The organism is Chitinimonas naiadis (assembly GCF_054780835.1).
Map to the genome: position 1 here is coordinate 1,772,181 of NZ_BAAGVO010000004.1, position 13,617 is coordinate 1,785,797.

General features: G+C 62.5%; 18 protein-coding genes. 8 read left to right on the plus strand and 10 right to left on the minus strand.

Translation table 11 applies throughout. The features are described 5' to 3' along the window. Positions 1 to 58 precede the first annotated feature (58 nt). Together ACYVHK_RS14580 and ACYVHK_RS14585 are read left to right on the plus strand one after the other, a co-directional pair. Positions 59 to 700: an SNARE-associated domain-containing protein gene (locus tag ACYVHK_RS14580; RefSeq protein WP_460533437.1), complete on the plus strand. Its 642-nt coding sequence runs from the start codon at positions 59 to 61 to the stop codon at positions 698 to 700. Positions 701 to 782: 82 nt separating this feature from the next. Further along, a complete protein-coding gene (locus ACYVHK_RS14585; protein WP_460533440.1) occupies positions 783 to 1,259 on the plus strand; it encodes a T6SS immunity protein Tdi1 domain-containing protein in 477 nt (158 codons plus the stop codon). A gap of 6 nt (positions 1,260 to 1,265) precedes the next feature. Here the strand turns inward: ACYVHK_RS14585 and ACYVHK_RS14590 are convergent, their stop codons facing one another. Then, positions 1,266 to 1,634, minus strand: coding sequence for a DUF4406 domain-containing protein (locus ACYVHK_RS14590; protein ID WP_460533443.1), 369 nt, complete (start codon positions 1,632 to 1,634; stop codon positions 1,266 to 1,268). Positions 1,635 to 1,762: 128 nt separating this feature from the next. Between ACYVHK_RS14590 and ACYVHK_RS14595 the strand changes: the two genes are divergently transcribed. Further along, the gene (locus ACYVHK_RS14595) at positions 1,763 to 2,179 is read left to right on the plus strand and encodes a Fur family transcriptional regulator (protein ID WP_460533446.1); all 417 of its coding nucleotides are present in this window, start codon (positions 1,763 to 1,765) and stop codon (positions 2,177 to 2,179) included. Positions 2,180 to 2,230: 51 nt separating this feature from the next. Here the strand turns inward: ACYVHK_RS14595 and ACYVHK_RS14600 are convergent, their stop codons facing one another. Genes ACYVHK_RS14600 through ACYVHK_RS14610 form a run of 3 tightly spaced genes read right to left on the minus strand, consistent with a single transcriptional unit; the run spans position 2,231 to position 6,452 of the window. Next, positions 2,231 to 3,772, minus strand: a complete 1,542-nt coding sequence (locus ACYVHK_RS14600; RefSeq protein WP_460533449.1) for an efflux MFS transporter permease — start codon at positions 3,770 to 3,772, stop codon at positions 2,231 to 2,233. A gap of 12 nt (positions 3,773 to 3,784) precedes the next feature. Next, complete coding sequence (locus tag ACYVHK_RS14605; RefSeq protein WP_460533452.1) at positions 3,785 to 4,960, minus strand: HlyD family efflux transporter periplasmic adaptor subunit; 1,176 nt, start codon at positions 4,958 to 4,960, stop codon at positions 3,785 to 3,787. A 19-nt stretch (positions 4,961 to 4,979) separates the two neighbouring features. Beyond that, positions 4,980 to 6,452 (minus strand): outer membrane factor lipoprotein domain-containing protein, encoded by a 1,473-nt coding sequence (locus tag ACYVHK_RS14610; RefSeq protein ID WP_460533455.1) that lies wholly within the window; start codon positions 6,450 to 6,452, stop codon positions 4,980 to 4,982. A 214-nt stretch (positions 6,453 to 6,666) separates the two neighbouring features. On the opposite strand from ACYVHK_RS14610, the gene ACYVHK_RS14615 reads away from it, so the two are divergent. From ACYVHK_RS14615 to ACYVHK_RS14625, 3 genes are all read left to right on the plus strand, one after another. Then, positions 6,667 to 7,269, plus strand: coding sequence for a TetR/AcrR family transcriptional regulator (locus tag ACYVHK_RS14615; protein WP_460533458.1), 603 nt, complete (start codon positions 6,667 to 6,669; stop codon positions 7,267 to 7,269). 90 nt (positions 7,270 to 7,359) lie between these two features. Continuing rightward, positions 7,360 to 7,755, plus strand: coding sequence for a YkgJ family cysteine cluster protein (locus ACYVHK_RS14620; RefSeq protein WP_460533461.1), 396 nt, complete (start codon positions 7,360 to 7,362; stop codon positions 7,753 to 7,755). A 79-nt stretch (positions 7,756 to 7,834) separates the two neighbouring features. Beyond that, the gene (locus ACYVHK_RS14625; protein WP_460533464.1) at positions 7,835 to 8,959 is read left to right on the plus strand and encodes a class I SAM-dependent methyltransferase; all 1,125 of its coding nucleotides are present in this window, start codon (positions 7,835 to 7,837) and stop codon (positions 8,957 to 8,959) included. Positions 8,960 to 9,034: 75 nt separating this feature from the next. On the opposite strand, the gene ACYVHK_RS14630 is transcribed toward ACYVHK_RS14625, so the two are convergent. The 4 genes from ACYVHK_RS14630 to ACYVHK_RS14645 all read right to left on the minus strand — a co-directional run bounded on the left by ACYVHK_RS14630 (position 9,035) and on the right by ACYVHK_RS14645 (position 10,773). Continuing rightward, on the minus strand, positions 9,035 to 9,256 hold the full coding sequence (locus ACYVHK_RS14630; RefSeq protein WP_460533467.1) for a helix-turn-helix transcriptional regulator: 222 nt from the start codon (positions 9,254 to 9,256) through the stop codon (positions 9,035 to 9,037). A 3-nt stretch (positions 9,257 to 9,259) separates the two neighbouring features. Next, positions 9,260 to 9,673 carry a hypothetical protein gene (locus tag ACYVHK_RS14635; protein WP_460533470.1) on the minus strand — a complete coding sequence of 138 codons (414 nt, stop codon included), beginning with the start codon at positions 9,671 to 9,673 and terminating at the stop codon, positions 9,260 to 9,262. A gap of 223 nt (positions 9,674 to 9,896) precedes the next feature. Further along, positions 9,897 to 10,295, minus strand: coding sequence for a DUF488 domain-containing protein (locus tag ACYVHK_RS14640; protein WP_460533473.1), 399 nt, complete (start codon positions 10,293 to 10,295; stop codon positions 9,897 to 9,899). 7 nt (positions 10,296 to 10,302) lie between these two features. After that, complete coding sequence (locus ACYVHK_RS14645; RefSeq protein ID WP_460533476.1) at positions 10,303 to 10,773, minus strand: RidA family protein; 471 nt, start codon at positions 10,771 to 10,773, stop codon at positions 10,303 to 10,305. Positions 10,774 to 10,975: 202 nt separating this feature from the next. Here ACYVHK_RS14645 and ACYVHK_RS14650 point away from each other — a divergent pair, with 202 nt between their 5' ends. Continuing rightward, entirely contained in the window at positions 10,976 to 11,524 is a 549-nt protein-coding gene (locus tag ACYVHK_RS14650; protein ID WP_460533479.1) for a GNAT family N-acetyltransferase, read from the plus strand. Between the two features lie 18 nt (positions 11,525 to 11,542). On the opposite strand, the gene ACYVHK_RS14655 is transcribed toward ACYVHK_RS14650, so the two are convergent. Further along, on the minus strand, positions 11,543 to 11,995 hold the full coding sequence (locus tag ACYVHK_RS14655; protein ID WP_460533482.1) for a GNAT family N-acetyltransferase: 453 nt from the start codon (positions 11,993 to 11,995) through the stop codon (positions 11,543 to 11,545). Between the two features lie 273 nt (positions 11,996 to 12,268). Between ACYVHK_RS14655 and ACYVHK_RS14660 the strand changes: the two genes are divergently transcribed. Continuing rightward, a complete protein-coding gene (locus ACYVHK_RS14660; protein WP_460533485.1) occupies positions 12,269 to 12,970 on the plus strand; it encodes a glutathione binding-like protein in 702 nt (233 codons plus the stop codon). A gap of 24 nt (positions 12,971 to 12,994) precedes the next feature. Here ACYVHK_RS14660 and ACYVHK_RS14665 read toward each other — a convergent pair whose 3' ends face one another. Further along, on the minus strand, positions 12,995 to 13,594 hold the full coding sequence (locus tag ACYVHK_RS14665; RefSeq protein ID WP_460533488.1) for an HD domain-containing protein: 600 nt from the start codon (positions 13,592 to 13,594) through the stop codon (positions 12,995 to 12,997). Between the last annotated feature and the right edge of the window lie 23 nt (positions 13,595 to 13,617).

Genomic DNA, 13,617 nt, shown 5'->3' on the forward strand with positions numbered 1-13,617 from the left:
AACCGGCGACATTGCGCCGCATCCCGTCCCTTACGCCCCACCGCAAGCAGGCCCCTTGATGTTGACCACGCTCTGGCAAGTACTGACCAACGAGCAGCAGATGCTGCAACTGCTGGCCGACAACTGGATGCTCGGCACACTGCTGATCGCTGGTGTGATCTTTGTCGAGACCGGCGTGGTCATCATGCCCTTCCTGCCTGGCGACTCCCTGCTGTTCACGGCTGGTGCGCTGCTCGGCGTGGTGGGCGCCTCGCCCATCGTGCCGATGCTGCTGATCACCGCCGCCGCCATCGCCGGTGACGCGTGCAACTACGCCATAGGCCGTTCACGCTTCGGCCAGTTATTGATCACACGTGGCTGGGTCAAGCAGCGCTATCTTGCCAAGACCCATGACTACTTCGAGCGCTATGGCGGGTTTACGATCTTTGTCGGTCGCTTCGTCCCCATCGTCCGCACGCTGGCACCGTTCCTCGCGGGCCTGTCCGGCATGGATACGCGCCGCTTCCTGCTGTTCAACATCACCGGTGGCATCACCTGGTGCGTCGGGTTGATCATGGCCGGCTACTGGCTGGGCCGCTTTGACTGGGTCCGCGCGAATATCTCGCTGATCTGCCTGGGCATCGTCGCGATCTCCGTACTACCGGTAGTACTGCACGGCTGGCAGGCCTGGCGCGCGGATCGGGGCCAGCAAGCTGGCTAGGCAAACCGACGAGCGCGGTCGTCCGGTATGCTATTTGCGGTTATCCTGCGCGCCCGACTCGACCGCCCCGTATTGATCGCCCATGTCCCTTTCCTGGTCCGACCTGATCTGCACTCCCGACGACGACGCCATCCAGCACCTGTTGGCCGCCTGGGGCTGGTTGCTGGATGAGCCCTTCTCCCCGCTGCTGTTCAGCAGCCTGGGGGACATGTTCTTCGAGAAGCAGTCGGGCGGAGTGTATTGGCTCAACACCGGTACGGCCGAGGTCACACAGGTGGCCGACACGGTCGACGCCTTCCAGGCCTTGCTGGGTGGCGAACAGACCGAAGAATGGTTCATGCCGCCCCTGATCGAAGCCCTGCATGAAGCCGGCCTGATACCTGCCCAGGGCCAGTGCTACAGCTACAAGGTACTGCCGGTATTTGCCGAAGGGAAATACGAGGTGGACAACTTCAAGCTACTGGCTGCCGGCGAACACTTCACCGCCACAGCCCATGTACTCAAACAGATACAGGCCCTGCCCGACGGCAGCACCATCCGCCTGCACAACATGCTGTAGCGCTGCTCAGCCGTCGCAGGCCGGCACTTCCGCCATGCCACGATAGACCAGCTTCCCTGCCGACAAGGCCAGCGCCACCATCTCGTCTGCCCCAGCAGATGGGCCGCCAATGCGCAGACAGGCATCGCACTTGGCCACCAGGCGGCGTGCGACCGGATGGAAGATTTCATCGAAGACCGGATCGCCTATCCCTGTCGAGCCGGCATGCTCGATCAGTGGCAAGGCATACCACTCCCCCATCACCGGCAGGTGGCCTGCCCGGAACAGCTGCAGCGCGGCATCGAGCATGGCATCGACATTGCGCTGGATCTTGATCGGGTCGTCATTGGTGCCGGACCGGTAAGGACCGGCGACCAGAATCATCTGGGGCTGCATGGGGTGTTCTCCTGAGGGTTTCGAGCCACCGGTATAGTTGCCCGGCCATGAATACACCCGCCATCTTAATGCTCGAATAAGTGTGCAGGCCTAGCCTGTCAGCTTTTGCATTTTTCTGGCCTGCGTCCATGGAAGTCCTCGCGCTCCTGTCTGCCCATCATTTGCGCCCCACGCTGCCGCGGGTACGCATCCTGCAGCTATTCGATGCAGAGACCCATCTCTCGCCCGAGGATGTCTACCACCGCTGGTCCAGGCATGACGACGACCTGAGCCTCGCCACCATCTATCGCACCTTTGCCGAGCTGAACCGCATTGGCCTCCTGGAGCGGCACCTGATGGGCAGGCAGCGCGCCCTGTACACGCTGCGGCGCGCCGACCCTAACGGGCACCTGCACTGCCAACGGTGCGAACGGCTGATCGAGTTCACCGACCCCACCATCAGCGAACACCAGCGCAGCATCGCCGCAAGTCACGGCTTCCGGTTGCAGGGGGCCAGCCTGTTCATCCATGGCCTGTGTAGCGAGTGCCACGCCAAGGCGGCATAGAAAAAGCCCGTTCCTGTAGGACCGGGCTTTTTTGATTGCACCGCCTGACGGTCAGTGCGCAGCGCTGGTATCGGCCACCCGTGTCGGCTTCGGTGCCAGCCAGATGGCTGCCGCCGCCAGCACGAAGGCACAGCCGGCAATCAGGAATATCTGGTTGGTCGCCAGCATGACGCTCTGCGCCTGCACCATCTGCTCTACCGTGCCACGCGCCTGTTCCGCGCTGTAGCCGTTCTGTGCCAGCAGCGTACTGACTTCCCCGGTCCGGTCGGCCAGGCCCGCAAGCTCGGCATGGTTATAGGAGGTCTTGCTCTCCCAGGAGGTATTGACGAGCGAGGTGGCAAAGGCGCCCGACACCGTCCGGCAGAAGCTCATCAACCCTGCGGCCGAGGCGGTTTCTTCCTCATTCACGCTGGCCAGCGCAAGGCCGGTCAAGGGCACGAAGAAGAACGGCATGCCCAGCCCCTGGAACAGCAGCGGCAAGGCGACCTGCCATTGCGTCATGTCGAGGTTGGAGCCGGTACGGAACAGTGTGACCGCCCCGAGCCATAGCACGCCGAAGAACACCAGCGGTCGGGCATCGAACTTGGCCGTCATGCCGGCGGCGACAGGTGCCGCCAGCACGGCCAGGATGCCCGAAACCGCTGTGGTATAGCCCGCCCAGGTCGAGGTGTAGCCCATATAGCTCTGCAGCCACAGGGGGGTCAGCACCGTCGCCCCGAAAAAGGCGCCAAAGGCGAGGCAGATGGTCAGCACACTGGCCGAATAACCCCGGTGCCGGAACACGCGGAGGTTCACCACCGGATGCTTTTCGGTCAGTTCCCAGATCATGAAGGCGGCAAAGCCGACAGCCGCCACGACGGCCAGGACGACAATCTCGGTCGAGTTGAACCAGTCCTTGTCCTTGCCTTCGTCCAGCATCAGTTGCAGCGCACCGACCCAGACGATCAGCAGGGTCAGGCCGACGACGTCGATCCGGACCTTGGCCAGCTTGGTCTCGTAGCGCTTGAGCATCTTCCAGCCCAGCCAGGCACACATCACCGCGACAGGCACGTTGATCAGGAAGATGAACGACCAGTGCATGTTGTCGCAGATCACTCCGCCCAGGATCGGCCCCATGATGGGGGCGATCAGCGTGGTCATGGCCCAGAGGCCGGTCGCCGCAGCGGCCTTCTCCTTGGGGAAGACCCGCAACAACAGGGTCTGCGACATGGGCATCAGCGGGCCGCCGGCCAAACCTTGCAGCACCCGGAACAGCACCAGCATCTCCAGCGAGTTGGCCATGCCGCACAGGGCGGAGAACAGGCCGAACATCAGCATGGAGGTGACAAACACCCTGACGGCCCCAAAACGCCCGGCCAGCCAGCCGGTCAGGGGGACGGTGATCGCTTCCGCCACCGCGTACGAGGTGATGACATAGGTGCCCTGGCTCGTCGACGCACCCAGTGCACCGGAGATGGTGGGCACCGAGACGTTGGCGATGGTGGTATCAAGCACCGCGATGAAATTGGCGGCCGCCAGCAAGAGACCGGCGGCCACCAGCTGGCCGCCTTGCAGCGGCGACAGCTGGATGTCGTTCGAGGATTCCGAAGCCATGTTGGCCACCTTTTAATAGCGCGATGCCGTCTTGATGGCGGGTTCGGTGTGGGTATCGACTTCGACTTCCATCGACAGGCCCACTTGCAACGGGCGGGCCTGCAGTTCGTCGGCATTGATGGCAATGCGTACCGGCAGGCGCTGGACCACCTTGATCCAGTTGCCGGTAGCGTTCTGGGCCGGGATCATAGCGAAAGCCGAGCCCGTCCCGCCGGAAAGACCCACCACCGTGCCGTGGTACTCCACCGAGCTGCCGTACAGGTCCGCCTTCAGGCTGACCGACTGGCCCAGTTTGACCTTGCCCAACTGGCCTTCCTTGAAGTTTGCGTCCACGTGCACGTTCTGCACCGGTACGACCGACAGCAAGGTGGCACCGGCCGCGATGCGCTGACCGATCTGCACCTGGCGCTTGGCAACCACGCCATCGACCGGCGCACGCAGCAGGGTGCGGGCCAGATCGACCCGGGCCTGATCACGCTTGGCGCGCGCCAGTGCGACCTCCGGGTTGGTATCGACCGTGGTATCGCTGATCAGCACCGCGTTCGCGCGCTGATTGCCGAGGGCGGCAGCGCGGTTGGCGCGGGTTTGTTCGACGGCAGCCTGGGCTGCTTCCATCTTGGCGGACGCCGTCGCAAAGGTCGTACGGGCATTGCTCAATTCCTCGCCCGAGACCGAACCGGACTTGGCCAGAGCCTCGCGACGGCGCAGGTCGGTGCCGGCTCGTTCCAGATCCGCCTGGGCGGACGCCAGTTGCGCCGCAGCCTGCTTTTCATCGGCAGCGCGGGCATTGACCTGGGCACTGAGTCCCTCGTCATTGGCCTGGTAACCCCGCACCTTGCGCTGGGCGCGACCCAGTTCAGCCTCGGCTTGCGCCAACGCCAGCTTGGCATCGGTATCGTCGATCACGACCAGTACTTCGCCCTGCTTGACGTGCTGGGTATCCACCACCTTGACCTCGCGCACCGTACCACCCACCGACGGGGTGACCTGGGCGATTTCGGCCGCGGTATAGGCATTGTCGGTACTCACATAGCGCGAGCCGATGAACTGCCAGTAGGTGCCATAGGCCAGGCCCGCCATGGCGACCACGCCGGCCAGGGCCAGGAACAGTTTCTTGCGGTTGCCGGCAGGCGCTTCGATATCGGCGGTCTGAACGGCGGTTTCTACGTTTGCATCACGATGGGACATGTCGTCACACTCCAAAAGATCAAGAATGGGTAACCTGGTATCCGCCGCCCAGGGCGCGGATCAGGGAGATATCGAGGCTGAAAAGGCGGGACTGCATGGCCACCAGGGCGCGCAGATTACCCAGCAGGGCATCCTCGGCGGTCAGCACTTCCAGATGGTTGGCCAAGCCGCCCTCATAGCGGTTGTGGACAATGCGATAGGCCTCGCGAGCGGCATCGACAGCCTCCTGGCTCCTCGCCAGGCGCTCACTCAGGGCCCGTTCGCTGACTGCCACATCGGCCACATCACGCAGGGCTTGGGTAACGGTACTGTCGTAGTTGGCGACGGCTTCGTCATAGTCCGCCCGGGCACTGCGGTACTGGCCCTGCAAACGACCGGTATTGAAGATGGGCAGCGAGATGGCCGGACCAAAGCTGCCGATGTCCGAACCGGACTTGCCCAGCATGTTGAGACCCAGCGACTGCACGCCGACATAGGCACTGAGGTTCACGTTCGGATAGAAGGCGGTACGGGCAACGTCGATACGCTTGGCCGCCGCTTCCGCCCGCAGCCGGGCCGCCACCACATCTGGCCGGCGACCGAGCAGGTTGGCCTGCATCTGCTTGGGCAGGCCGCTGGCTTGCGCCAGCTTGATGCTCGGCCGCGTGATGCCCAGCCCGCGATCGGGGCCCGCCCCCAGCAAGGCCGCCAGCTGGTTGCGTGTCAGCGCCAGCGACTCGTCCGCCCCCAGCAGATCGGATTCGGCGCTCGCCTGCTTGGCCTCGGCCTGCTTGACGCTGCCCAGGGTCTCCAACCCGTTCTGATAACGTTCGCGGAACAATTTGGCAGTCTCGCTCCGCACCTTGAGGGCGGCCTCGGCGGTATCACGCTCTTCATGCAGGCGTGCCAGATCGGCGTAGCTACCGGCAATGCTCGTGGTCAGTGCCAGCGCAGCCTGGGCGGCATCGGCCTGGGCGGCAGCCAGATCGGACGTTGCAGCCGCCAGGGCGGCGCGGTTCTTGCCCCAGAAGTCGAACTCATAACTGAAATCCAGCGTGCCGCGACCATAATTCTGATAGCCCTGCGGCACGAACGCTGCCGGTACGCCATTGTTGTAACTCTGCTTCTGCTTGTTGGCGGAAAGATTCGCATTCACGCTCGGCAACAGGCTGGCGTCACGCTGCTGCGCCACGCCTTCGGCCCGCAATAGCCGCGCCTGAGCGACAGCCATGCTGGGCGAACCGATCAATGCCTCGCCCATCAGCTTGTCGAGCTGGCTATCGCCATAAGCGGACCACCAGCTGTCCTGCGGCCAGGCGCCATGACCATCCTGCAAGGCCTCGCCGCCAGCATAGTCGGCTATCGGGCGAGGTGCGGCGCTGGGCGAGAGTTGTGGCAACTGGGCGCAAGCGCCCAGGGTCAACGCAGCCAATGCCATCACGACGGTACGTCGCACAGGCACGGCATGGGCTGCCGGAGAGGAATCTGAACGCAGGGGTTCACTGGTTTGCATGATGTTCACTCACTCATAACTGAACTGTACGGTATAGTTTTGCATTGACAAATATTTGGTGTCAATCAAAACTAAACTGAACAGTTCAGTTAAACGACGAACGGTTGAACTTAATGCGATTTGTAACGGCCCGATTTGGGCCAGCCGCCCATTGCGCCGATAATGACGGCCGGCGCCACCGCCCCTTCTGACCATGACGAAAGCAGCAGACCCGATGCGTACCAAAAGCGAGGCCCGCCGCAAGGCGATCATCGATACCGCCACCCAGCTCTTCCACGAGGTGGGCTTCGAGAACGCTTCCATGGCCGAGATCTCGCAGCGCGTCGGCGGCTCCAAGGCCACGCTCTACAACTACTTCTCCTCCAAGGAGGAGCTGTTCGTCGCCACGGTCATGGCCGTGGCCGAGGAAGGCATGATGGAAGCCTTCACCATCCTGAAGCAGGACGAAGCCCTGCCAGAAGTGCTCAACCGTTTTGGCCAGCACTATCTGAAGGTGGTTTTCTCGCCACCGCTGGTTGCAACGCGACGCATGGTGATTGCCTCCTCCGTCCGATCCGATGTGGGCCGCCTGCTGTACGAGCACGGCCCCAAGCGCGGCTGGACGATGGTTGCGGAATTCCTGCAGAAGTTGATGGACAAGGGTCAGCTACGGCCGGCCGACAGTTTTGTCAGCGCCTGGCATCTGCGCGCCCTGCTCGAATCGGAACTGCACGATGTCCTGCTGCTGTGCGTCGTGCTGGATGTGACACCCGCCCAGATCAAGGAAACCACCCAAAGAGCGGTCGACGCTTTCCTCCGTGCCTATCGGCCCGACTGACCTCGACAAGGCAAAAGGCTAGACGGTAGGCGAACGGGGCCGCACGCCCGATATAATCACGCCTTAGCCCACCCGAGCCGTAACCGCAGCATGAACAAGCCCCTGATCCATCTCTCCAACCTGGACAAGCCCGGTACCTGGCTCAAGTACCGCGACGGCCTGTGCGAGAGCTGCATGGCAACGTGTTGCACCATGCCGGTAGAAGTGAAGCTCGGTGACCTGATGCGCATGCAGTTGGTGGATGCGTTCGAAGCCGAGGTCGATCCGCCCAAGCAGATCGCCAAGCGGCTGATGAAAGCCGGCGTGATCACGCACTTCAACTTCAAGAACAGCATCTTCACGCTGACACGGCGGGCCAATGGCGATTGTCGCTATCTCGACGCCAACACCCGCCGCTGCACCATCTACGCGACTCGGCCGAATACTTGCCGCAATCACCCCATGATCGGGCCGCGACCGGGCTTCTGTGCTTACCGGAACCGCTGATCGCCACCTGAGCCGTTGTCCCGCAGCCCGCTTTCACCGCCTGCAGTCACCTGCTCAGGCAACCATCTAGACTGTTTGTATGACCGATACCCCCACCCTGAACTGGACCGACGGCCAAGGCCAGCCGCATCAAACGCTATGGCGCTCCATCGCTGCCAGCCCGCCGCCCAAGCGGGTCATCCTGGCCGATGACCAGTTCAAGGCTGACGATGCCTACCGCTTGGCCTGTGAAGGCACGGCATTGCTCTGGCAGGGAGACTTCCATAACGCGCGGCAGTTGCTGCAAGCCATGGCACGCCGTGCCGATCGCAAGCCGCGCAAGCAGGCCGCCTCGCCCAGCGAAGCCTTCAATCTGCATCGACAGGCACAGGCACAACGCGCCCGAACCCTGGGCATGCTGCTGATCCCCCTCGATGCCGACTACGGCATCCCGCTCAAGCGGGCACCGGATATGCGACAAGCCTGCCAGGAGGCGTACGGAGACAGCGGCGTTGCCTCGGTCACGTCACTGCGTGAACTGCAGGGCCTGGTCGGTGCGCATGAATGGCGCAAGAAGGGGGTGGACATACCTGAGACGGGTGGTCGTATCCACGCCCACCACGGCGTATTCTCACCCAACCGCGGCGAGTACATCGAACTCGTTGCCAAGGCGCCACTGCCTGGCACCGAACTGGCGTTCGATATCGGTACCGGTACCGGCGTACTCTCCGCCGTCCTCGCCCGTCGCGGTGTGCGACGCATCGTCGCAACCGACCAGGACCCGCGCGCCCTGGCCTGCGCCCAGGACAATCTGAGCCAGTTGGGCTACGCCTCGCAGGTCACGCTGCAGCAGGTAGACCTGTTCCCCGAGGGACGGGCTCCCTTGATCGTCTGCAACCCTCCCTGGGTACCGGCCAGGCCGAGTTCACCGATCGAATACGCCGTCTACGACCCGGACAGCCGCATGCTGCTGGGTTTTCTCAATGGCCTGGCATCACACCTGACGCCGGACGGCGAAGGCTGGCTGATCCTGTCCGACCTGGCCGAGCACCTGGGCCTGCGGTCCCGCGCCGAGCTGGAAGCGGCCTTTGTTAAAGCGGGCCTGAAGGTGATCGAGAAGCACGACATCCGGCCTCGTCACCCCAAGGCCAGCGATGCGGACGATCCCCTGCATGCCGCGCGTGCAGCGGAAGTGACCTCCTTGTGGCGATTGGGCATGGCCTGACAGTCGGCAGGTTCTGATACCGTCGCGCATCCGGACTTTACCCCCTTGCACCACAGGCGATGCCCCGGCGACGGGTCAGTCTTCGCCATACTGGAACACGCGCTCCAACGGCACCGCAAACACACGTGCGATGCGGAACGCGACCTCCAGCGAGGGCGAGTACTTGTTGCCTTCGATCGCGTTCACCGTCTGCCGGGTAACGCCTATCCGATCCGCCAGTTCCTGCTGGGTCATCTCGCCCTGATGGAAGCGCAGCGCGCGGATCGTATTGCTGATGCAGCCCTCGCTCTTGCCCATGGCTCACACCCCGCGCCGGTACATGAACAGCTGCGAGGCAATCTCCACCAGTTGCGCGATCACCCAGGACGCCAGCAGCACATGGGTAAACAGAAAATTGCCCTTGCTCAGCAAGGCGGCACATAGCGCAAGGAACACGCCGGTGGCCAGTACATAGGCGGCATTGCGCGAGCCTTTCAGGGCAATCAGCTGGTCGCGCTCATCGGTACGGGTACGCCGATCCACGATGGCGATCAGGACATGGCCTGCCACCTGCATGACGACCAATACCACGATCGCCAGCACGAACAGCACCACTTGCTGCGGCATCACATCGGCCGAGCCGCCCGGCAGTACCGACCAGAAGTAGAAACCGAAAACCCCCAGCAGGCTGACCAGCATCAGCCACAGACTCTTTTCCTGGAACGAGAGACTCATCGCGACCTCCTCTTTGCATGTCTGGTATACATGACTACATGTCAAAATTTATTGACATAATCCAGCATGAACGGAGGCAGATGTGATGTCAAGTTTTTCTGACATCACATCCAGGCGGTATCAGATAAGGAGTCCCGTTGGCACTGGGTTGCACAGGTCGTGCCGTCTGTCGGACAAGGCGTCCGAACTGCTAGCCAGGCACGTGCCCGGCCTGCCGGCAGATCTAGCTCGTGGCCGTCGCCACCAGCGCCCCGCGCTCCTGCAACAAATCCCGCAACAGGGAGCGGTGGCAATGGGCCTCATCCTCGCAATAGCAGCCCACGGAGAAGTTGCTGTGCCTGGATAGCACCGCCAGCAAATCCAACGTACGGCTCACCTCCGGCTGGGCCATCTCGGCCTTGTACTGTTTAGCGAAAGCCGCCCAGAGCTGCGGTGTGGTGGCCGCCTGCCCCAGCTTCATGGTCTCGGCGCTCGGTGCCAGATTGGGATACCAGACGTCGTACCAGTTTTGTGAGGCAAATTCCGCCTTGGGTACGCCGCGCGGAGGACGGCGCACGGTACCTATGCGGGTACCTTCATCGGTGGCACGCGCCGTGCCAAGCCGGACGATACGTACGGTCATGGCCTGGTTACTCCACCGTGGCGATCAGGTCGAGTTCGACCGATGCATTCTTGGGCAACTGATAGACACCGACTGAGGTTCGGGTGTGGATGCCTGCCGCACCGAGCACGGCGCGGAGCAGGTCGGAGGCAGCGTCGGCCACCTCACTCTGCTGCGTGAAGCCGGCAGCAGACTGGACATAGACATTGATGCGCGGGATTGCCCGGATCAAATCCAGCGAACCGAGGGAGCGCTGCAACAGGGCGAGCGCCCGCGCAACGCAGATACGGGCAGCCACCTGTGCCTGCTCCAGGCTCACCTCGTCTCCGACCCGACCGGTGACGACCACCGTCTCCCCCACCCTTGGTACCTGACCACTGATGTAGACCTGATTGCCATCGCGCAGCAACGGCACATAATGGCCACCGACCCTGATCTCGCCATCGAAGCTATAGCCTAGCGCGGCAGTCGCTTCGGTGAAGGCGGCGTCTCGTGACATAGCGTTACTCCCTGGTAAAGACTGCGCATCGATAGCGGGAGGCTAGCATAGCGCGATATGCAACTCGCTCCACGAGCGCAAGAATACGCAGCAACCCTTGAGCCGCGATGATGCGTCCCATTATGATGGCCCGCCCTCCTTGGACTATACGGTGGCGTCTGCCATGACAGGCACGCTCCGAACAACCGCATGACCCTGGACCATGTCGACTTCCATTACCCTAAGTACCCCCACACTTGCCGACGCAGCACCGCTCCTCGCCTTCGAGCTGGCCAATCGCGCCTACTTCGAAAGTTGGATCAACGCCCGCCCTGCCAGCTACTACAGCCTCGACGCCGTCCGCGATGCGATCCAGGCGGCGGAGCGTGAGAGCGCCGCTGATGTGGCCTACCAGTTCCTGATCAGGCAGCAGGATGCTATCGTCGGCCGGATCAACCTCACCCAGGTCACGCGTCCTTACTACAACAAAGCCACGCTGGGTTATCGGGTCGGCGAATCGTTCGCCGGCCAGGGCATAGCGGGGCAGGCGCTGGCCCTGTTGCTCGATCGCGCGTTCGGGGAGTTGGACTTGCACCGGATCGAAGCGACGGCGCGGCCAGAGAACAGAGGGTCCATGCGGGTGCTGGAACGTAATGGCTTCCAGCAGTTTGGCCGGGCCACGCGCGCCATGTTGCTGGACGGCGGCTGGTACGACCTGCTGTACTACGAGCGCCATCGCGATGACACCGGCCCTGTCCACCTGGTGGCCTGAGTCGCCAGCCCTTCCCGGCTATGCCAGATCGATGTGGGCAAGCATCTCGCCATCCTCATCAAGACCTGACTCGACAAAACCGAAGCTGGCGTAGAAATCCTTCGCCACCGGGTTGGTGGGCGAGTAGGAGATCGATATCCGCTGCGCATCCGCTTTACTGCAAATTTCCGCCAGCACGCCTTGCATGGCCTGCCGGCCATAGCCCTTGCCCTGATGACGCGCATCGATCATGAAGCGCCAGATTGCATACTCACCTGCGTCCCCTTCCTCATGCGGCGAGACGTACATCAGAAAACCCACCAGCGCTTCGTGCTGGTAGATGGCACGGGTGTGGCAATACGGATGGAAGCTCGCCTCCGCAATGGAAAATGCATTGCTCGCGAGGTACTGCCGCTGGTGATCCAATAGTTGCAGATCGGTTACCGCTTCGAAATTGTCGCGAGTGATGGGTCGGAGCGTCAGCGCAGTCATGCCATCGACCTCGCCAGCCTGCACGCCTTACCGTTCATATTCATTGAGATTGCTCGCGCTTGCATGGTCTCTCACGTTGATTCGTGGGCACGGTCCGGATGAGTCCGCGCCCTGCTTTTTTATCTGATCGGGTCACCGACCGTATCCAGGCTGCCCCGCTTGCAAACCGGTAGATGGCCCCAAGCTTAAAGGGAGGCAGTGCCGGGAACGCAGCAGCCGTATCCCGCCCTTAGCAGACAAGGCCAGACCCCAACCGACGCCAAGGAAGACAGCATGATAGACCTGCACTACTGGACCACGCCGAACGGCCACAAGATCACGATGTTTCTGGAAGAGACAGGCCTGCCCTATCAGGTCATCCCGGTAAATATCGGCAAGGGCGACCAGTTCAAGCCCGAGTTCCTGCGTCTGTCGCCCAATAACCGAATCCCCGCCATCCTGGACCGCGCCCCCACCGACGGTGGCGAGGCGATCCCGGTGTTCGAGTCCGGCGCCATCCTGACGTATCTGGCCGACAAGACCGGGCACCTCATTCCAAAGGACGTGCGGGGCCGCAACCTGGCCCTGCAGTGGTTGTTCTGGCAAGTCGGCGGACTTGGCCCCATGGCGGGCCAGAATCACCATTTCGTGCAGTACGCACCAGAGCCACTGCCCTATGCCATCGACCGCTATGTGCGCGAAACCGCGCGACTGTATGGCGTGCTGAACAAGCACCTGGCCGATGGACGGACCTATATCTGCGGTGATGACTATTCCATCGCGGACATCGCCAGCTATCCCTGGATCGTGCCGCACACGCGCCAGCAGCAAAACCTCGATGACTTTCCGCATCTCAAGGCCTGGTTCGAGCGGATCGCCAACCGCCCAGCCACCCAACGTGCCTATGCCGTTGCCGACAAGATCAACCTCGCCCCCACTGTGGATGAGGAATCCCGCAAGCTGCTGTTCGGGCAGGATGCCACGACAGTACGCTAGGCCAGCTTCAAGTTATCTTTAGTTTTATAGCCGGAACATCGGCAAGGGACTCAATGGGTGGCTCAACAGGCGGCGACAGGACAGTTGTAACAGCCGCCTGTGAAAGCCCGCATTGGGGAAGACGGCGAATACCTCACGCAGCAGGCTGCCTGGCAAGCCGAAACGCAGCAGGCCGTGCGAAACGTCCACCCAGTCCGCCTGCCGGAAAGCCTCGACCAGGCCCGACGGGCCGCCCTGATAACGGGTGAGCTTGTGGTGCTCATGGATCATGGCGGTGATTTCCAGCTCCCAGAAGGTCTGTCCTGCCTGAGCGAGGTAGGATTGCGCCAGCCGTTCTGACGGTGGCAGGTAGTCAAAGGTATGGTCAGTCCAGATACCCAGGTCGTGGAAGGCTGCCGTGATCGCCAGCTTCTCAATCAGATCAGGTTCGCTGCGCGCCAGCGCTGCGCAGAAATTCATCACCCGGTAGCAGTGGTTGCGATAGGCGGTGTAATCCTGCCCCATGTCCGGCGCATGCCGGGCGAGCAGCTCATCAAACAGGGCGACGCGGGTAAGTAGCATGGTGTATTCCACGAATCGGCCGGTATTGAATCCACTATCGACCAGATCATGCTGTTGCGCCATGCGTAAAAATCACCAAATCCAGG